10 protein-coding genes, 2 tRNA genes, 3 rRNA genes and 1 pseudogene are annotated in these 19,777 nt (G+C 59.5%); 12 read left to right on the top strand and 4 right to left on the bottom strand.

Going from position 1 to position 19,777, the window contains the following annotated elements; translation table 11 throughout:
- The first annotated feature begins 181 nt into the window (after positions 1-181).
- From NGM06_RS04910 to NGM06_RS24445, 3 genes and pseudogenes are all read left to right on the top strand, one after another.
- Positions 182-1,204 carry an ABC transporter ATP-binding protein gene (locus NGM06_RS04910; RefSeq protein WP_254269203.1) on the top strand — a complete coding sequence of 341 codons (1,023 nt, stop codon included), beginning with the start codon at positions 182-184 and terminating at the stop codon, positions 1,202-1,204.
- Positions 1,201-2,028, top strand: coding sequence for an ABC transporter permease (locus tag NGM06_RS04915; protein WP_254269204.1), 828 nt, complete (start codon positions 1,201-1,203; stop codon positions 2,026-2,028). Before NGM06_RS04910 ends, NGM06_RS04915 begins: the two co-directional genes overlap by 4 nt.
- Positions 2,029-2,221: 193 nt before the next feature.
- Positions 2,222-2,533 (top strand): annotated as a pseudogene (locus tag NGM06_RS24445) (hypothetical protein); the annotation flags it as partial.
- A gap of 39 nt (positions 2,534-2,572) precedes the next feature.
- Here the strand turns inward: NGM06_RS24445 and NGM06_RS04920 are convergent.
- The 3 genes from NGM06_RS04920 to NGM06_RS04930 form a co-directional block, all read right to left on the bottom strand.
- Positions 2,573-3,667 (bottom strand): outer membrane lipoprotein-sorting protein, encoded by a 1,095-nt coding sequence (locus tag NGM06_RS04920; RefSeq protein ID WP_254269205.1) that lies wholly within the window; start codon positions 3,665-3,667, stop codon positions 2,573-2,575.
- 129 nt (positions 3,668-3,796) lie between these two features.
- Positions 3,797-4,207 (bottom strand): hypothetical protein, encoded by a 411-nt coding sequence (locus tag NGM06_RS04925; protein WP_254269206.1) that lies wholly within the window; start codon positions 4,205-4,207, stop codon positions 3,797-3,799.
- The gene (locus tag NGM06_RS04930; protein ID WP_254269207.1) at positions 4,204-5,271 is read right to left on the bottom strand and encodes an outer membrane protein assembly factor BamB family protein; all 1,068 of its coding nucleotides are present in this window, start codon (positions 5,269-5,271) and stop codon (positions 4,204-4,206) included. The genes NGM06_RS04925 and NGM06_RS04930 overlap by 4 nt, the downstream gene beginning before the upstream one ends.
- Positions 5,272-6,258: 987 nt before the next feature.
- On the opposite strand from NGM06_RS04930, the gene NGM06_RS04935 reads away from it, so the two are divergent.
- The 6 genes from NGM06_RS04935 (at position 6,259) to NGM06_RS04960 (ending at position 12,782) form a co-directional block, all read left to right on the top strand.
- A 16S ribosomal RNA gene (locus tag NGM06_RS04935) occupies positions 6,259-7,727 on the top strand.
- A gap of 154 nt (positions 7,728-7,881) precedes the next feature.
- Positions 7,882-7,953 (top strand) — tRNA-Ala (locus NGM06_RS04940).
- A 211-nt stretch (positions 7,954-8,164) separates the two neighbouring features.
- Positions 8,165-11,082 (top strand): 23S ribosomal RNA (locus NGM06_RS04945).
- 134 nt (positions 11,083-11,216) lie between these two features.
- Positions 11,217-11,338 (top strand): 5S ribosomal RNA (rrf, locus tag NGM06_RS04950).
- Together the 16S, 23S and 5S rRNA genes with 2 tRNA genes alongside form the textbook arrangement of a ribosomal RNA operon.
- 118 nt (positions 11,339-11,456) lie before the next feature.
- Positions 11,457-11,532 (top strand) — tRNA-Cys (locus NGM06_RS04955).
- A 125-nt stretch (positions 11,533-11,657) separates the two neighbouring features.
- Positions 11,658-12,782 (top strand): tyrosine-type recombinase/integrase, encoded by a 1,125-nt coding sequence (locus NGM06_RS04960; RefSeq protein WP_254269208.1) that lies wholly within the window; start codon positions 11,658-11,660, stop codon positions 12,780-12,782.
- Between the two features lie 39 nt (positions 12,783-12,821).
- Here the strand turns inward: NGM06_RS04960 and NGM06_RS04965 are convergent, their stop codons facing one another.
- A complete protein-coding gene (locus tag NGM06_RS04965) occupies positions 12,822-13,628 on the bottom strand; it encodes a helix-turn-helix domain-containing protein (protein ID WP_254269209.1) in 807 nt (268 codons plus the stop codon).
- Between the two features lie 673 nt (positions 13,629-14,301).
- Between NGM06_RS04965 and NGM06_RS04970 the strand changes: the two genes are divergently transcribed.
- The 3 genes from NGM06_RS04970 (at position 14,302) to NGM06_RS04980 (ending at position 19,531) form a co-directional block, all read left to right on the top strand.
- On the top strand, positions 14,302-15,024 hold the full coding sequence (locus tag NGM06_RS04970) for a hypothetical protein (protein WP_254269210.1): 723 nt from the start codon (positions 14,302-14,304) through the stop codon (positions 15,022-15,024).
- Positions 15,025-16,121: 1,097 nt separating this feature from the next.
- Positions 16,122-16,433, top strand: coding sequence for a hypothetical protein (locus tag NGM06_RS04975; protein WP_254269211.1), 312 nt, complete (start codon positions 16,122-16,124; stop codon positions 16,431-16,433).
- Positions 16,433-19,531: a phage/plasmid primase, P4 family gene (locus tag NGM06_RS04980; RefSeq protein WP_254269212.1), complete on the top strand. Its 3,099-nt coding sequence runs from the start codon at positions 16,433-16,435 to the stop codon at positions 19,529-19,531. The genes NGM06_RS04975 and NGM06_RS04980 overlap by 1 nt, the downstream gene beginning before the upstream one ends.
- Positions 19,532-19,777: the final 246 nt, after the last annotated feature.

Here is a 19,777-nt window from a genome sequence, read left to right on the forward strand (position 1 = left end):
TAATCACTCTTTACTCCCGGATTCTGAAACCGGATGCTGCTAGTCTCCCGTAGGACTCTCTCGTGTTCGAACACAGGTGAAAAACCGGTCCGAATTCTCGGACTGGCTCGTCTTCGACCGACTCGACGCTTCGACTGCGGAGGTAACTGCGCTTTTACTCTTCAGGCCCCTACCACTCGTAATGACTCTCCAGACGAACCGAGTGGACCAAGAGCGGGCCGTCGAGACGCCCCGCGTCGCGGCCAGCGACGACTCGTCGGCCGCACTCGCCGTCGAGGGACTCCGCAAGCAGTTCGGAAGCGGTGCGGACGCGGTCACGGCGGTCGAGGACGTCTCGTTCGCGGTCGAACCGGGGTCGGTCGTCGGCCTGCTGGGACCGAACGGCGCGGGGAAGACGACCACCATCAAGTCGATTCTGGGGATGGTGCTGCCGGACGAGGGGGCCGTCCGGATTCACGGTATCGACGTCGCCGCGAATCCGCGCGCGGCCTACGCCCACATCGATGCGATGCTCGAGGGTGCCCGCAACGACTACTGGCGGTTGACCGTCCGGGAGAACCTCCGGTACTTCGCCACCATCAGTGGCGTCGACCCCGACTCGATAGCCGACCGTCACGACCAACTGCTCGAGAAACTCGACCTCGCGTCGAAAGCCGACGAACCCGTGCGGAGTCTCTCACGAGGGATGAAACAGAAGGTGTCGCTGGCCAGCGTCTTGGCGAGCGAGGCGGACGTGGTCTTTCTCGACGAACCCACCCTCGGTCTCGACGTCGAGAGTTCGCTGACGCTGCGACGGGAACTCCGTCGAATCGTCGAGCGGCGCAACCTGACCGTGGTCGTGAGCAGTCACGACATGGACGTCATCGAGGACATCTGCGACCGGGTGGTCATCATGAACGACGGGCGAGTCGTCGCCGACGACACCGTCGAGAATCTCCTCCGCAACTTCGACACGCGAGGGTACCGAATCACCAGTCCGGACTTCGACGAGTCACTGTTGGCCGAAATCGGCGAGCGATTCGAAGTCACAGACGTCGAACGGTTCGACGACCGGACGCGCGTCGAGGTGGCGACCGACAGCGACGGGTTCTACGCGCTGGCGGCGTCTCTCCGCCGCCGCGACGTGACACTCGATGCGGTCGACACGGTCGAGGCGAGCTTGGAAGACGTCTTCGTGGAGATGACGGGCGGTGAGGAACGATGACCGACTGGAACTCCGCCGACGCGTCTCACGGGTCCGAGGACGCGCCGCGGCGGGCAGGGTACCTTCAACTCGCCCGCGCGGTCCTCTACCGGGAGTATCTCGTCTTCGTTCGCTACCCCGCCAACGCGGTCGGGGGCATCGTGGTCTCGCTGTTCTTCTTCGGACTGCTGTTCTACGGCGGTCGGATGATAGCCGGACGGGCGCTGACCGACTCCATCGAGGGAATCATCGTCGGCTACTTCCTGTGGACGCTCTCGGTGGGTGCCTACTCGGCTATCTCCAACGACATCGGCGCGGAGGTCCAGTGGGGCACGCTCGAACGCCACGTCATGACGCCGTTCGGGTTCGCGCCCGTCGCCTTCGTCAAGGGGGTCGCGAAACTGCTCCGGACGTTCGTCACGTCGTCGGTCATCCTCGCCGTAATGCTGCTGGTGACCCGAACGACCCTCCGAATCGACGTGCTGACCGTGGTCCCCGTCGCCGTCCTCAGTGTCGCCTCGGTGCTGGGACTCGGGTTCGCGGCCGGGGGCGTCACGGTCCTCTACAAGCGCATCGGCAACTGGCTCAACCTCCTCCAGTTCGGGTTCGTGATACTCATCTCCGCCCCGGCCTTCGAAGTCGGTTGGACGAAGTTCCTCCCGCTGGCGCTCGGCAGTTCGCTGCTCCAGCGCGCGATGGTCGATGGGACCCGCCTCTGGGAGTTCCCGCCCGGCGACGTGGCGATTCTCGTCGGAACCGCAGTCGGCTACGTACTGCTCGGGTACGCAGTCTTCGAGTACGCCACGCGCCGCGCCCGACGACTCGGCGTCCTCGGAGATTACTGACCCGTTCGAGACTGCCGCGACGGACGTCGGGACCGAGAACCCACGGGTGGTCCAACACGTCCTCACTTTCCGTGCCGTGCTACGACGGAACGCCGTGGACGGCTACCCCCGACCGACGACGGAACCGGCGATAATCATTGAACTACTCGCACGCGCTCGCGCGCGAAGATTGACTTATACTTATCGGGGTAGGACGGACGTGGCGGTTCAGTCAGCGGACGTGGTCCTCGTGCGGAACGATTCACTCGACGTGGTTCCCTCGTCGAACTGTGTCGCGAGAGCTATCGGAAAATAGGAAAGAGGTTACAACGTGTTCGCCAACTCACTGGCCGCCCGGGAACTGGCACCTTTCGGCGTTCTCCTCTCGCAAGCGGTCGGCGCGATACTGCTGTCGACGAGGTGAGTCATCGTCGCCAGCAATACACAGTTCCTCCGAGGGACCGACTTCTCCGTCTCTTCTCTTCCGGACGTTCCGGCAACCGCCAGACGCGGTCCGAGCGACTGAATCGGGATTTCCACCCGTCAGAAACGCATCTACCGGCGACTACGTGCAGTCGATAGACTCGGCGACCGCGAGCAGTTCCGACTTCGGGAGCGACCCCGAGACGCTGTACGATTCGTCGCCGCACGTCCACCGGACGATGCCGGTCGAACTGTACTCTGCGTACGTCCCTTCCCGCCCGTCGATGGTGACGTTTTCCGCGTCGTCGTTCGTTGCACGCGACGCGTCGGTCCGGTTCGACTGCCGCACGTACAGGTGGTCCGTGTCGTTCTGGTACGACAACGACACTACGGTGTAATTGTTCGCGGCCGTGACGGTGACGTTACCGAGTTCGTAATCCTCGGGGACCTCTCGGGGTTCGGTGACGTCGAACGAGACGTCGGTCTCCGCTACATCGACGGTGTCGTACTTCTGGGTGTCCGGCATCTCGGTCTCGACGACTTCGGCGTCCTCCGGCGGCCGGAACTCGAACGTGTCGTCCGAGACGTTCGCGTCGAGCGTCAGGTTGGAGTACGTCGTGGTCGTCTCGTAGGTCTGATTGCCGAACGACGAGACCATGTGGCGCTTGACGGGGAACCAACTATCCTTGTCGATCCACAACGTGTAGTTCTGAGTGATGTTCGCGAGCGAACTCCCGCTCTTCGGGACCAGCGAGAGGACGTACGTACTCCGATTTCCGACGGTCTCCGTCCCGCGATACGAGACGTTGTAGTTCTCGAGGACGGTCTCCACGAGTTGCTGGTAGTTCTGGGACATCCCCTGCGTACCGAGACTCGAGATGTTCGTCTTGCGAACGGTGTTCGTCGTCTCGTTGTACGTCCACATCGCGGATTCGTTCTTGACGAGAATCGTCCCGTTCTGTGACTCGGGCGCGACGTACTCGTACCGCATCTCGCTAGCCGACTGGTTGATCCAGACGTTCGCCTTGGTCGTCCGCGTCTCGTTGCCGGTCACGATCTTCGTGGTGACCGTTCCGGTGAAAGTACCGATGTTCTCGTACTTCTGTTCGACTTTCTCTCCGATTTCGTCGGCCGACATGTCCGTCTCACCGAACTGCATCCCGGCGCAGCCGCTGAACACGACGAGGAGTGCGACTGCGAGGGCGGGGAACGACGGCAACGATTGTTGGAGGGCCATGTGTTCTTTTGGTTACTCAATCTACATATATTTGCGGGTTTCATCTGCGATTACATCCGCGAGGTCGCGTACCTTCCTCCTCGAACCATCACTCTACGATTCCCGGCTCTGAGGGGTGTAGAGTGGACGTTACTCTCCAGTCAACAACGTCCGCCAGTCGTCGGTCCACGCGACGACTGCCCCGACGGACACCGCTGCGACCCACACGAGGAGTGATTTCAGGACGTAGTACAGCGACCCGTTCGTACGCACGTCCATCGCCCCCGTGACCGTGCCTAGAGTGACGAAGGCGAGGAACGTCGCGGCACCGAACCGCCAGACGGTGCCCGACCGGGCGTCCGGGTACCACGTGTGGACGACGAACGCGGCACCGACTGCGACGAGATTGCTCGCCTGTAGCGTCCATCCGAACGGTTCGCCGACGAGTGCCGCATCGAACACGACGCTCAGACCGTTCGTCGCGAGACCGAACGCGAACCAGAGCGAGACGTATCCGGCGAAGCCAGCGACGCCGTCGCGGAGGGTTCCTCCGTCACTCATGGTTCTCCGAGGGCGTACAGCGTCCGGTCGAGAAGCACGTACAACGTACCGCCAGCGATTATCGGGGAATCCGTTCGATTCGCGCTCTCGGGGTAGCTCACACGGAATCGCTGCTCGCCCGACGACGCGTCGAGGGCCGCGACGCCGTGTTCGAGACCGACGTAGAGCGTATCACTTGCGAGTGCGGGTGCGCTCTCTTCGACTCCGCTCCCGAGTTCGGCACTCCAAGACGTGTCGCCGGTGTCCGCGTCAAGTGCGACGACGCGGCCCGTATCACCGAACGAGAGGTAGACCCTAGACCCGTCAGAAATAGGTCGGACCTCCTCACCTGCAGCACCCAGCGACGTCGACCACCGAGTCGTTCCATCGTCGAGATTCAGTGCGTACACAGGTTCGGTCCCACAGTAGACGGTGTCGTTTACAACGCACGGACCACCCCGGCGACTACTGTCGAGGTGCAGGTTGCGTACCCACTCCGTCGCGCCGGTGGTCGCGTCAACGGCACTGAGCGATCCGTCTCCCTCTATAACCGGTCCGACGACGTATCCCTCCGCGTACGCGTTCGGGTGGACACCCTCTCCCGGTGATGTTCTCCAGCGTTCGAGACCGGACCGGGTGTCGATGGCGACAAGGCGGTCACCTGTCCCAACGAAGGACGAGACGTAGACCGTATCTCCGGCGCGAAGCGTCTCGTCGAGGCTACTGTTCGTCTTGTACTCCCACCGTGTGCGCCCGCGCGTCCGGTCGAGCGCATACAGACTGACAGACGACCCGACGAGCAGGCGTTCCCCGTCGAGGACGGGACCGGTCTCTACGCGCGTCGGTCGATCCCCCCACGGTAGCGTCCCGAGGCGACTCGTCTGCCAGTTCAGTTCACCCGTGGTCGCGTCGAACGCGTGTATCGTGCGGTCCGAGGCGGCGTAGACCGTCCCGGCCGAGCAGACCAGCCACGTCCGCGTCGCGCGGTCGTCCGATAACGTGGCCCGCCAGCGGACTTCCGGCTGCTTCCTCGGTCCGTCCACGTCCGGAGCGTAACCCGTTCGTGCCGGATCTCGCCGTTGCATCGGCCACGTCCCGTCAACTATCTTCGGAGCGGATCGGGGAGAGCTTCGGAACCACCGCGAGGGGAGTGTGGAAGCGCCGAGAGCCGCACCTGCCCCGACTGCTAGCGCTCGACGGCGGGTAACGAGGGACCTGTTTCGAGCCATAACGTGTCTCCTCGTCGAAACTTGTGTCCACTCACTACTTAGCTGTCGTTGGTATGGAACCGTACCGTCTCCGACGAGGTGTCGAATCTCGAAGCCACCACACGCATGCATCGACAAGGTAATCGGCAACGTGTGAGGTTCCGTCGCTCGGTAGAAGCACCCGTCTCACGACGCCCAGAACGATTCCCTTGGAAACTCTCCCCGTTGGCGTTCTGGTTCGACGGCCTTAAGTGTAACCCGGCCATTCGTTTGAATGCGAACGAGGTCCGGTGGTTTGGGCCTCCGAGAGGTGGCGAGAATCGGCGTCTTTATACGACGTCTCGGCCGCCTCTCGTACGACGCCCCGATCCGGTGCCCTTAACTGTATGTGGCGACTCGGATTGGATGTCCTCGCCGTCCCCCGATTCGGGACGACGACCACACGTCCGATCCGGTGCCCTTAAGTGTACAAGGCCACTCGGATTGGACGTGACCGAGCCTTCGGGGGTCTTCCCACCGAAGGCCGACCACGGTTCGACGCCCTTAAATGATACGGGCGCCTCGAACCAACTGCAGCAAAAGACACAGTGCGATTCGCGAGGCGTTCAACTCGTCTCGCAGTCTCGGACCGACCGAGGTTCGATGGGTTTATGGCCCATCGCAGCCAACGTTCAGGTCCGAAGGAAATGAGGATTCCACCCCTGCGGTCCGCCGTACACGATGGGATCTGATGTTAGCCCTGGCAGTTCGGTGACACCCGACCAACGATTCGGTCCGGGGTCGTCGAACTGACGGACCTAGAAGATAGACACGATAGATGTGTCTCCGCCAGAAACCCACCGAGCCATCACGCGCTCGGCAACCATTCCGGTTGATCCTGCCGGAGGCCATTGCTATCGGAATCCGATTTAGCCATGCTAGTTGCACGGGTCAGACCCGTAGCAGATAGCTCAGTAACACGTGGCCAAACTACCCTATAGACCAGTATAACCTCGGGAAACTGAGGCTAATGCTGGATACGGCTCTCAGACTGGAGTGTCGAGAGCCACAAACGCTCCGGCGCTATAGGATGTGGCTGCGGCCGATTAGGTAGACGGTGGGGTAACGGCCCACCGTGCCGATAATCGGTACAGGTTGTGAGAGCAAGAGCCTGGAGACGGAATCTGAGACAAGATTCCGGGCCCTACGGGGCGCAGCAGGCGCGAAAACTTTACACTGCACGACAGTGCGATAAGGGGATTCCGAGTGCGAGGGCATATAGTCCTCGCTTTTGTACACCGTAGGGAGGTGTACGAATAAGGACTGGGCAAGACCGGTGCCAGCCGCCGCGGTAATACCGGCAGTCCAAGTGATGGCCGCTATTATTGGGCCTAAAGCGTCCGTAGCCAGCCAGACAGGTCCGTCGGGAAATCCACGCGCTCAACGCGTGGGCGTCCGGCGGAAACCAGCTGGCTTGGGGCCGGAAGACTCGAGGGGTACGTCCGGGGTAGGAGTGAAATCCCGTAATCCTGGACGGACCACCGGTGGCGAAAGCGCCTCGAGAAGACGGACCCGACGGTGAGGGACGAAAGCTGGGGTCACGAACCGGATTAGATACCCGGGTAGTCCTAGCTGTAAACGATGCTCGCTAAGTATGGCACACACTACGAGTGTGTGCTGTGCTGTAGTGAAGACGAGAAGCGAGCCGCCTGGGAAGTACGTCCGCAAGGATGAAACTTAAAGGAATTGGCGGGGGAGCACTACAACCGGAGGAGCCTGCGGTTTAATTGGACTCAACGCCGGACATCTCACCAGCCCGACAGCAGGAGTGACGGTCAGTGTGATGAGCTTACCTGACCTGCTGAGAGGAGGTGCATGGCCGCCGTCAGCTCGTACCGTGAGGCATCCTGTTAAGTCAGGCAACGAGCGAGACCCGCATCCCTAATTGCCAGCAGCACCCTCGTGGTGGCTGGGTACATTACGGAGACTGCCACTGCTAAAGTGGAGGAAGGAACGGGCAACGGTAGGTCAGCATGCCCCGAATGAGCTGGGCTACACGCGGGCTACAATGGCCAGGACAACGGGTTCCAACCCCGAAAGAGGACGGTAATCTCTTAAACCTGGTCGTAGTTCGGATTGAGGGCTGAAACTCGCCCTCATGAAGCTGGATTCGGTAGTAATCGCGCTTCAGAAGAGCGCGGTGAATACGTCCCTGCTCCTTGCACACACCGCCCGTCAAAGCACCCGAGTGAGGTCCGGATGAGGCCCGGTTCCCGGGTCGAATCTGGGCTTCGCAAGGGGGCTTAAGTCGTAACAAGGTAGCCGTAGGGGAATCTGCGGCTGGATCACCTCCTAACACACGGGACCAAGTCGACACGACTTGGCCCACACCGTTCGTCCTCACACGACGAACACTGACGAGGGTTCCTCGACGACCTCGACCACTTCGGTGGTCGGGCACCTTAGAACTGCCAGGGCTAACGATTACACCTCCCCTGCCGGGGAGGTGGGCCCATAGCTCAGTGGTAGAGTGCCTCCTTTGCAAGGAGGATGCCCTGGGTTCAAATCCCAGTGGGTCCATGTCGTGGGGCGAATCGAACCGTGTCCCTTAAGTGGGAGACGGCGCAACGATTCAATCCACACTAACCGATGCACTACACCGTGAAAGCGCGTGTAGGAAGGGTTCGACGTACGCTCCTGATACTACCAGGACGTGACGATGACAACCGTATGTACGTGCAATCCAGGCGTCCACTGGATCCGAGTTGAACCGGGTCACAGTGCGATTCCAACAGCGTGGCTACTGTGCCAGCTGGTGGATGGCTCGGCTCGAGCGCCGATGAAGGACGTGCCAAGCTGCGATAAGCCTGAGGGAGCCGCACGGAGGCTAAGAACTCAGGATTTCCGAATGGGAATCCCCACCGCAATTGCTTCGCGCAATGGGGAACGTCGAGAATTGAAACATCTTAGTATCGACAGGAAGAGAAACCGCAAGAGATGTCGTCAGTAACCGCGAGTGAACGCGACACAGTCCAAACCGAAGCCCTCACGGGCAATGTGGTGTTCGGACTGACTCTCAGCGCTCGAACGATCATGTGAAGTCTCCTGAAACGGAGCGCGACACAGGGTGAAAGCCCCGTAACATGACCAAGTAAAGCGTGCGTCAGTTCCAGAGTATCGGGGGTTGGATATCCCTCGTGAATATCGCGGGCATCGACCGCGAAGACTAAACACGTCTCGAGACCGATAGCGAACAAGTAGCGTGAGCGAACGCTGAAAAGCATCCCACAAAGGGAGATGCAATAGAGCCTGAAATCAGTTGGCGATAGAGCGACAGAGCACACAAGGTCCTCTAACAAACGACACAGATGCGAATCTGCAGTAGGACTTAGAGGAAGCCGGTGTTCTGTCGTACGTTTTGAAAAACGAACCAGGGAGTGCATTTGATTGGCAAGCCTAACCCGTGCATCGGGGAAGGCACAGCGAAAGCGACATGGCCGCAGCCCTTACGGGCGAGGGCCGCCGTCTTCAAGGGCGGGGAGTCAATCGGATGCGACCCGAAACCAGATGATCTATGCGTGGACAAGGCGAAGCGTGCCGAAAGGCACGTGGAGGCCTGTTAGAGTTGGTGTCCTACAATACCCTCTCGTGATCTACGTATAGGGGTGAAAGGCCCATCGAATCTGGCAACAGCTGGTTCCGACCGAAACATGTCGAAGCATGACCTCTGCCGAGGTCGTCCGTGAGGTAGAGCGACCGATTAGGGGCGCCGACTTCGAGAGAAGTCGGCCCCCTTGTCAAACTCCAAACTTACGGACACCATCGACGCAGGGAATCCGGTGTGCGGGGTAAGCCTGTGCACCGTGAGGGAGACAACCCAGAGCTGGGTTAAGGTCCCAAAGTGTAGACTAAGTGCGATCGAAGGTGGTCTCAAGCCCTAGACAGCCGGGAGGTGAGCTTAGAAGCAGCTACCCTCTAAGAAAAGCGTAACAGCTTACCGGCCGAGGTTTGAGGCGCCCAAAATGATCGGGGCTCAAGTCTACCACCGAGACCTGGCCGCACCCGTAACACGGTGATCGAGTAGGTCGGCATTCCGTTCGGATGGAAGCATGGATGAGAATTCACGTGGACCGAATGGGAACGAAAATCCTGGTCATAGTAGCAGCGTTAGTCGGGTTAGACCCCCGACGGCCTTACGAGCAAGGGTTCCTCGGCAATGCTGAACAGCCGAGGGTTAGCCGGTCCTAAGTCTCACCGCAACTCGAATGAGACAAAAGGGAAACAGGTTAATATTCCTGTGCCGCTATGCAACAAAACCGACGCCTTGGGAACCATCAAGCCGGGCACTCGCCCGGTCAAATCTGGGAACTTCGTGGAAGCCGTAATGGCACGAAGCGAACGAAGCCAGAGATAGCGCAAGTTGATGTTACCTAGGGCCCGTGAAAAGGGAGCATAGCGTCCGTACCGAGATCCGACACAGGTGCTCTGGCGGTGAAAGCCAAGGCCTGTCGGGAGCAACCGACGTTAGGGAATTCGGCAAGTTAGTCCCGTAAGTTCGCGATAAGGGATGCCTGCCCCGGATAGGGGCAGGTCGCAGTGACTCGGACGCTCCGACTGTCTAGTAACAACATAGGTGACCGCAAATCCGCAAGGACTCGTACGGTCACTGAATCCTGCCCAGTGCGGGTATCTGAACACCCAGTACAATGGGGCGAAGGACCCGTTAACGGCGGGGGTAACTATGACCCTCTTAAGGTAGCGTAGTACCTTGCCGCTTCAGTAGCGGCTTGCATGAATGGATCAACGAGAGCGTCACTGTCCCAACGTTGGGCCCGGTGAACTGTACGTTCCAGTGCGGAGTCTGGAGACCCCCAAGGGGAAGCGAAGACCCTATAGAGCTTTACTGCAGGCTGTCGCTGAGACACGGTCGCTAATGTGCAGCATAGGTAGGAGCCATTACACAGGTACCCGCGCCAGCGGGCCACCGAGGCAGCATTGAAATACTACCCGTTAGTGACTGTGACTCTCACTCCGGGAGGAGGACACCGGTAGCCGGGCAGTTTGACTGGGGCGGTACACGCTCGAAAAGATATCGAGCGTGCCCCAAGATTTCCTCATCCGTGTCGGAAACGCGGAATAGAGCGCAAGAGCAAAAGGAAGTCTGACAGTGTCCTGCACAACAAGGGACGCTGACGCGAAAGCGTGGTCAGCGAACCTATCAGCCTGCTTGATGCGGGCGATAGATGACAGAAAAGCTACCTTAGGGATAACAGAGTCGTCACTCGCAAGAGCACATATCGACCGAGTGGCTTGCTACCTCGATGTCGGTTCCCTCCATCCTGCCCGTGCAGAAGCGGGCAAGGGTGAGGTTGTTCGCCTATTAAAGGAGGTCGTGAGCTGGGTTTAGACCGTCGTGAGACAGGTCGGCTGCTATCTATTGGGGGTGTTACGGTATCTGACGGGAACGATCGTATAGTACGAGAGGAACTACGATTGGTCACCACTGGTGTACCGGTCGTCCGAAAGGGCGCGTGCCGGGCAGCCACGTGACACGGGGTAAGAGCTGAACGCATCTAAGCTCGAAACCCACCTGGAAAAGAGATACCACCGAGACCACTCGTAGAAGACGAGTTCGATAGACTCGGGATGTACGCGCCGAGGCAACGAGGCGTTCAGTCCGCGAGCACTAACAGGTCAATGCCACACACTCATACCGCACTGCGCCCGTTCAACACGGGTCCAGGCGCAAACTGGATTGCACGAAATCATACGGTTGATCGTTGAGTCGATCGAACCACCGACGTTGGACACACTGTTCGCGGTTCGATTCCGCGAGTCGGCGTTAAGGCGGCCATAGCGGCGGGGAACCACCCGTACCCATCCCGAACACGGTAGTTAAGCCCGCCTGCGTTCCGGCAAGTACTGGAGTGCGCGAGCCTCTGGAAACCCCGGTTCGCCGCCACCCACTCATACCACACCCGCTTCAGGCACCGCGCCCAAAGCGGGTTTCCTTATTTCGAACCAGACCACTACTGCCGGAGACCGCTATATTTAAGCGCGACGAGAGAGTATCGAAAATCAGCGCCAAGGTGGCAGAGTCCGGCCGAACGCAGCGGCCTGCAGAGCCGCCCACCGCCGGTTCAAATCCGGCCCTTGGCTTGAATTTTACGCGCTCAACGCTTCTAACACCGAATCCTGACTCTGGTGTTAGCGGGTGTGCACCTCCGTCCCGGTACGACGTACCGACACGACCGACTCGGAACCCCGACACAGCGCACCTGATCATGCAACCCAACAACGATCAACAGAACACAGTTAGAGGCATCACTCTCGTCCCCGAACCAGCAACACAGTACCTCAACGAGAAACAAGAACTCGATTACCGTAGCCATCGCCGCGATCTAATCCGCTGGTGTTTAGCGAAGGGCAAGAACCCCGCAAAGGCGGAAGGGTACAGTGAAGACACGATCCGTGTCCGCGCCGGACACATCGATCGATTCTACCGGTGGTGTTGGGAGGAACGTGACGGGTACACCGTGTACGTCACGCAGGATGACGCGGACGCCTACATGGACCACTTAGCCTTCAAAGAGGACCTCGCTGCGAGTACGAAGGCCAAGTACCAGAAGTCCGTGAAGATGCTGTGGAAGTGGCTTGAACACGAACGTGACGGCAACCCGTGGGACCCGGAAATCACATTCAGCGAGCCATCGAGCACGCAGCCACGTGAATATCTCACCCTCGATGAACGACGCCGTGTCCGTGAAGCCAGTTTGTCAATGGGCTCGGTCCCGCACTACAAGTCCGTCACACCGGAGAAACGGCAGGAGTGGAAGAAGTACATCGCTGTTATACTCGAAAAACCGCTCGGAGACATCGCAAAGAGCGACTGGGAGGAGATTAACGGGTGGAAAGAAACGAGTCTCATACACACCGCGCTTGATGCCGGGCTACGACCGGTTGAGGTTCGCCGTGCACGGACCAGCTGGGTGGATCTCGATAACGAGGTGCTGCGCATCCCGAAAGACGAATCCAGCAAGAACCGTGACAACTGGGTCGTCGCACTAACGACAGAGACAACGAACACTCTCGACCGGTGGCTAACTGAGCGAGGTCAGTACGAGAAGTACGACGACAACGACGCGCTGTGGCTCACCCGTAGAGCCAACCCCTACTCTTCGAGTAGTTTGAAAGGAGTGTTACACAGAGCGTGCGAGGAAGCAGGAATCGACACTGACGGGCGGGACATGACGTGGTACGCACTGAGACACAGCACGGGGACTTTTTTAGCTCACACGTCGTCCCTGGCGTCAGCGCAGTCCCAGCTCCGGCATCGAAGCGCGAAAACCACAATGAAGTACGATAACGCGCCGATCGGAGAACGTAGAGACGCGCTCCGGAAACTCTGAGAACGCCGCAGGCGAGGGGCAGGCACCCCCGACCCGCGTTCACGCCTCAGTGTCCTCTCCCTCTTCTTCGAGCCCGTAACGACCCGCATTCTCCTCAGCACGAGTAATCGTTCTCGGTGACACACCTAACCGGTCAGCAGCCTTCTGCTTCGTGATATCCTCGCTCAACCGCATCGAAACCACCGCGCGAACCTCATCGAAGTTCTCACCGCGAGTTAACTCCCCATCGATCTTTTCGAACCCCAGAGCCGGCCGCCCCGCACGGTCAGTCTCGGGCAACCAATGCTGAATGTCGCGGACGTCTGCCCGCCGCTGCAACTCCAGTCCGGCGGCATCGAGCCCGTCTAGCACCCCCAGCACTGACTCGCAATTCTCACTGTCGATATCGAATCCCTGCGCAACTACGTGCACCTCAACACCATCAGCAACCAACTCGCGGACCCGATCGGCAATCGCACCGTGCGACGCACCGAGAGTATCGAAGGTGTCAACGAAGAAGTGAGGGATGTCGTGACCCACAATGAAGTCGATCGCGCTGTCAAGATCCGCGTCAGACGGTGATTCGCCAGCCCCGACGTACCCGGTATTCTCTTCCCCAACCGGGGCAACCAAACCGACCTCACGGTTGACAACACGTCGGACGAACTTGTCGCGCTCTGCTGCCCCGAGCCCACTGCCCGCGACCACGCGAGTTGCTGCGAGGACTTGTCTGAGGGAGTCAGCCAACTCGCCCCACGTTGCCACGGTGACAACCGCAGCGAAGGTCTCACCAGTGTCTTCCTCATCACTCTGCATGTCTTCGCTAACGTCGTCAGTGCCGAATTCTGTGATGTCTACCTGTGTCATGATCCTCTGGTTAGAGGTTCTGCGCCGTGTGGTATAAGATTTCGCGGGGTATTCTGCGGGCTGTTCTGAAAACCACTCGCAGAATACCCTGACAGAAGGAAAACACCGCTGCAGAACCACCTGCGAAAGGAAATTACTGGTTGCAGAACCACCCGCGGAACGAAAATAATCGCCGCAGAAACCCACGCAGAACCCCCATCTCAGATAGTTGAGGGTTGAAAACACCGCGCGGTAGCTAAGAAGATATGAGGGGCTATAAAGGAACCTAAGTACGTGAAACGGCATTCGCTAGGGTTCAATATCGCCTCTCGCGCCCGGATATGTGTGTTGATGTAGAGGGGGTGGAGGATTTACCTCCCAAGAGTCTGAGACGTTGACCACTGGGGGTACAGGACACTCAGACGCCGCTAGGCTTCGACGTGTCACGCAACCCGCGGTCAGGATCCGTGTAACCCCCGCTGAAAACCACACGAAGAACCCCACGGCAAGGAGACATTATACCAGAACCAGAAAATAACATATGCGCGAGCACCCTCCAGATCCACGCGACCCGCACGACCCGAGACGACAATCCAGTAACAACGCGCCTGCCCCGCTCACCCGAGTTGATACCGGCGGGTTCACCAATCGCCACTTAGAGAAATACGGAATCACGAGCGATGAAGCCGCATTCATGAAAGCTGTCGTGAAAGCGATGAACGGTGACTTAGAAGGGTACAACCTCACAGAGTCGATGTCATCCACAATCAAAACACTGTACGACATCGACGACGACAAACTCCAAGAGCTGGGGTATCTGAAACTCCATACAGGAGTCGCGCGAAGACGGTATTACACCGTCACGGCAGACGGGCAGCGAGCGTGTAGAATGACGAAGAAACACGGATTCAACGTCGGTGATGCTGGCGATAACACTCCGCACCGAGTCGGTGTTGAGCTCACCCGGCAGTACTACGAATCGCGTGATGACGTCAGACGAGTGGAAGTCTCACCGCGCGAGGGCGGGAGTAGAACTGACTTAGTAGTAGTTGACACTGACCCGAAACGCATCGCTACAATCGAGGTGGAAGGAGGGCGCGTCAGCGCTGACCCGGGGGTGCCTGACGACGTGAGCAGCGGGATTAACGACTATTCGAGCCTGCGACACGATTACCGCGTTCTGGCGGATGCTGATGGGGAGTCTGTGTGGGTCGTTCGGAATCATGAAGTCGCAGGGACCGTCCTCAGGGCGTTGACTGCTGGCGAGACGATTCCCGTGAACCTCGATCGGGAGACTATCAGAGGGATTGAGAGCGGGAGGGTGAAGATTGGTGAGTTCAACGACGAACTCGATGCGTTCGATGCACCAGGGATTGATAGGGTACTGACGTTCCAGCAGCTCCGTAACCGACTCTAATCTGTTTCTGAGGGAGTGGTTGTCCCGGCAGTCACTCATGCGCCGCTGGGCTTCGAGGACAATGTCACGCGAACCCGCGGTCAGTCACAGTGTCACGCAACCCGCCCGGGGTGCAGGGACGACGACAGTCACGATCGACACGACACCAGCGACACTGTCAACGCTCACACGCCGCCACCGGCTCACCCTTCCCCAGTAACACGAACGACGATGCGCCTCAGAGGCCGCTCACACGCCGCGTAACACTACCGCGGCAGCACACGTGCCACGCCACTCATCGAGGCAGCACACCCCCCACAACGCGCGCACGCGCCACCAGGAGCACCGTGACCATCGATCCAGACGCACCAGCCAGAACGTCCACAGGCGAGCGCGGCAGTCGCCGCGCCCTCCCTACCAGCACCACACCCACCACTGACGACGGGGACCGACACGGGCACCACACCCACAATCTTTCTTTTCACGATTCTACCACACCCTAAGAACACAGCTACACCCCGGGTGTGGTAACAAAACAGGAGCGACAGCGCTCCTATACGTCGAAAACAGCAACCCACCACACCCCCTCTTACTGAAAGTCGAAATATTGGAACGGGGTAAACGGCAAAATGATAAGTAGGGTTTCCGGTCGGGGGGGTGTGGTGCTACCCCATCGATCCCGCTGTCAGGGCGTGAAACTGGTGTTTTGCCGCCACACCCCCATCTGAGCAGGCTGAAATGGGTGTGGTGGTGCCTGTGCTGGTGGTGTATTGTCAATGTGGGTGTGGTTGAGTGGCGATCGGCATCGCCCCCAACCGGTGTCATGTTATGGAATTTCGAGAATCGCGGGGTTGCTGGGTGGATCTTCGAGAACTTGTTGTTATAGGTTCCGATGACTACCCGCAGCGGGATTGTAGTCATCGGGTAGGGGGCTTGTAACGCCTGAATCCTTTACCCATTTGAACGTTAGCGCGAGCGTTTATCCGTCACCCTGCCTTACGACATGATAAGCACACGCGGGGCACTCGTCCCTCTCAGATCACTGTAACCGTACAGGAAACGAGTGGGGCGACGCGCTGGAACGCGTCGCCCCGTGGGTGCAACAATGGTAGCAACCCATGACAGAATACGAGTCAAACACGGATAAAACAGGCGGGTACTCTCTTAAGCCCGCGACTGTGACGGTCGAACAGGACGACGAACAAATCACAATCGACGCAGCACACCACTACCGGAACGAGCGCGATACGCTCTTGTTCCTGTGTGTTGAGGAGCGCGAAGGCGGGGCAGACGTCGTCGTGCCGCTGTGCAGTGACAAGCCCGCGTACGCGACGTCCGAACACGGGCGTGAAGTGCTGAACATGACTGAGGGACCACGGCTCGTGACTGACGGCGGGCGAGATGGGACTGTCAACGGTGGTGACGAGTAATGCCAGGGGACCCGATTGACGACGGAGACGACGGTGACGCTGACCCGGCAGAAGAGTTCTTCACTCTTGACGGGGCTGACGACGACCTCATCGACCTCGTCACTGACTACACGGAATCCTCCGCCAGCGTTGAACGCGTTGAGGAACGCCAGGAGTACGGCATCACAGTCCTCACCGCGCGTGACGGGAGCGGGAGCGCAATCCGCGAAATCGCGCTCATCGAATCGAACACGGACGCGATTACAGGCGTGTTAGACGACATGCACGCCGGGAAATGCACGCTGGTTGTGACTGACGGCGACGACGTCCCGCCGTGGCTCAGCGACTCGATCGATGTGTGGACGACCGCGGAACTCCGCGAACACGTGCACGGAGCTCAAGACGACACTGACGATACCGAGGTGGACGTTGACGATCGTCGTCTCTCCGGTGGCGAGGACCCGGCAGAGGTTGACCCGGACATCGATCCGGAGTCCGTCACGTTGACCGGTTCCACCGATTCGACGGTGCAGGCGGAGTTGTTAACGGACCAGGAAGACGTCGAAGGCGCTGCAGACGACGTTGAAACCGTTGACCTGAGTGATGAGTTGCAGCCCGTGATGGACGGTGAACCCGAGAATGGTGGCACCGTAACGAACGTCGTCGCGTTACACTGCCGTGTAGTGCGCGTTGACCGTGGAGGAAATAAGTACGACACATACGCGAATGTCGTCGTCGCAGACTACTCCGGTGCAGCCACAATCCGCGTGCATGACGAGGATACCATCGACGCGTTCGATGGACAGGTTGGTGATGAGGTACTGGTGACTGCGGTCGGTGACTCCCGTGAACGACGCGGTGTTGAGTACATCACGACCGATGCGACGGGCGTCATCGAGCTCCAGTCAGACGACTACCCGGCAGGGTACTACCTCGATGCCCCGTCGCCGCTTGAGGACGTCGGGTCGATGTATGCGTTAGCGGAGACGAAGGCAGAAGCGTGGAGTGAGATCGCTGACGCAGTACTCGAAGAGTACCAGGTTAAGGTCCCGTACGGGTCGGAGAAGGCGTGGCTGTACGTTGCAGACCAGTCACGCGCTGACTACGGCGTGTGGGTGCCGGACGGGCTCGAACGGTTAGAAACGGTGCTTGACGACCACCTCCCATCGAAGGATAACAAGTCGCACGACCGGCGTGAAATCCTGAAGAACGTCAAGAACCGGGCGCGCGTGGAAGCTGACGCGTTCGCCGAAGGCGTCCCGGACGATGCTGACCTGAAGTGGATGGTCGGTGTAGAGAACGGTGTTATCGATCTGAAGACCGGCGAGTTACACGACCACGCGCCGCACTGGAGGCTCCGCTCGAAACTCCCGACTGAGTACAAGCCGGGCGAGTACGACGGGCTCGGTGACGGCATCGACTGGTTCCTTGACGACGTATGCCGAGATGAAGAGGATCGCCGGATGTGCATCGCAATGGCCGCGCACTCGCTGATGCGGCACCACAACATCAAGTCCTCATTCCCCATCCTCGGGCCTGCAGACACGGGGAAGACGAAGTGGCACGGTATCGTGAAGCGGTTAGTCGGGTACGACAACGTCGCTACGATCAACTTCGACTCGTTCGCAGCTGGCGAAGGCTTCGAGACGGGGAAGATCATGAACGCTCACGCGGTGCTGGACGACGACGCGTCCGGGAAGAAGATCAACGACCTGAACTACCTCAAGAAGGTCACTGGTGGCGAAGAAGTCTCGGTGAATCGGAAGTACGAGAAGCTCGCTGACTTCCAGCCGTACGCCACGGTCAGTTGGCTCAGTAACGACCCGGCGGTGCTCGGTGAGCGGAACTCGGGTGTGAAGTCGCGGCTGTACCCGATCGTGATGCCGCACCGTCACACTGAGGACGAGGACGACGGGCACAAGATGGCGATTGACGCCGCAGAGCTGGAAGATCGGATCTACGCGGAAGAAGAGATTGAAGCGTTGCTTGTCGCTGCAGTGGAGAAAGCGCAGGAGATGGCTGACACCGGGAAGCCCGGATCGGAACGCACAGAAACTGAGCGCTGGGAGCTGTACCACTGGTACAGTGACGCGTCCCTTCGATTCCAGCGCGACCACTTACAGGCGAAGACTGGTGCGAAGATGAAGAAGCAGGCGGTGTACGAGGTGTACTCCGCGATGTGCCAGCAGGACGGTATCGAACCGATGGCGGAGTCGCAGTTCTGGACGTCGATGCGGAAGTCGGCGGAGATATCGTTCGAAGGCGGGTCGTGGATTGGTGATAAGCGCGCGGTTGAGCACATCATGCTCAGCGAAGAAGCGGTGAAGATCGCGCCGGAGTGGGTTGTTGAAGAGTACGAGTCGGAGATTGAGACGGGGATTAAGACGAATCCGTTAGACCGTGTGGCACCGATTGAAGACTTGAACTTCGGTCCGCTCGGGCCTGTGGAGGGTCGTGTGATTGGTCGCCGGCACCTGCAGGGTGATGGTGGTTCCGGGGTATTAGTCAGGATTCAGGACGACTCGGGTCGGCTGGACGTTATTGCGTGGGACGATGATGGGGTTGAGAACGAGTTGGCCGGTGTCCGGGTTGGTGATAAGATCCGGACCGATAACGGGACGCTGTTGAGGAACGACAAGGGGTCCCAGCAGTTGCAGATCGGGGACTTCGGGTCGGTCGATATCGTTGAGCTCGGTCCGAATCATTCGGGTGACCAGCAGGGTCTCCCGGACGCTGACGACGATGATGGTGACGACGACGGTGATGAAGTTGTTAACGGATCCAGCGACGACGGTACTACGGCTGACACCGACGTGGAAAGTCCCGGTGCGTCAGAAGGCGGTCAAGAGTCACAGGACGGCGTGATGGCGGATGGCGGTGACACTGAGGGTGATGGGCTGTCCATCGATGCAGACGTTCAGCGTGACCGCGTACGCGGTCTCAGGGACATCATCGAGTCCGTCGAACACGAGCATGATGAAGGCGCGCCGCTCGCGGAAGTCCGTGAGCGGGCTGTTGAAGCTGGGTTGAGCGAGGACAAGTTCGACCACGAGTTGATGAAGTTGAAGAAACAGGGGAAGGTGTACGAGCCAGCGGAGGACAGGCTGCGGGCAGTCTAAACGGGGTGACCAAGATTGTCAACTCAAAACTCAACGACGACGTCGGCGGCGTGGCAGTCGAACAGTAGCGATCTCACACGGTCAGAAGCTGCGTTCATCAGCTCTCACTGGACCACAATCCGGCGCGCGCTCCCGCACCCACGGGCGGTGTGGCGGTGGGGTGAGACGGGCATCCCGCAACGAGTCCTGCACCGCTGGAAGCATGCAGGGCTGATAGAGTGCGTGAACGAACGAGACCGCCTGTGG

This window comes from Halorussus aquaticus, assembly GCF_024218795.1.
Lineage (GTDB): Archaea > Halobacteriota > Halobacteria > Halobacteriales > Haladaptataceae > Halorussus > Halorussus aquaticus.

Excerpts from the sequence above, each read along its gene's own strand:
- NGM06_RS04910 (WP_254269203.1), top strand. The coding sequence starts at position 182 with ATGACTCTCCAGACGAACCGAGTGGACCAAGAGCGGGCCGTCGAGACG.
- NGM06_RS04915 (WP_254269204.1), top strand. The coding sequence starts at position 1,201 with ATGACCGACTGGAACTCCGCCGACGCGTCTCACGGGTCCGAGGACGCG.
- NGM06_RS04920 (WP_254269205.1), bottom strand. The coding sequence starts at position 3,667 with ATGGCCCTCCAACAATCGTTGCCGTCGTTCCCCGCCCTCGCAGTCGCA.
- NGM06_RS04925 (WP_254269206.1), bottom strand. The coding sequence starts at position 4,207 with ATGAGTGACGGAGGAACCCTCCGCGACGGCGTCGCTGGCTTCGCCGGA.
- NGM06_RS04930 (WP_254269207.1), bottom strand. The coding sequence starts at position 5,271 with ATGCAACGGCGAGATCCGGCACGAACGGGTTACGCTCCGGACGTGGAC.
- NGM06_RS04960 (WP_254269208.1), top strand. The coding sequence starts at position 11,658 with ATGCAACCCAACAACGATCAACAGAACACAGTTAGAGGCATCACTCTC.
- NGM06_RS04965 (WP_254269209.1), bottom strand. The coding sequence starts at position 13,628 with ATGACACAGGTAGACATCACAGAATTCGGCACTGACGACGTTAGCGAA.
- NGM06_RS04970 (WP_254269210.1), top strand. The coding sequence starts at position 14,302 with ATGAAAGCTGTCGTGAAAGCGATGAACGGTGACTTAGAAGGGTACAAC.
- NGM06_RS04975 (WP_254269211.1), top strand. The coding sequence starts at position 16,122 with ATGACAGAATACGAGTCAAACACGGATAAAACAGGCGGGTACTCTCTT.
- NGM06_RS04980 (WP_254269212.1), top strand. The coding sequence starts at position 16,433 with ATGCCAGGGGACCCGATTGACGACGGAGACGACGGTGACGCTGACCCG.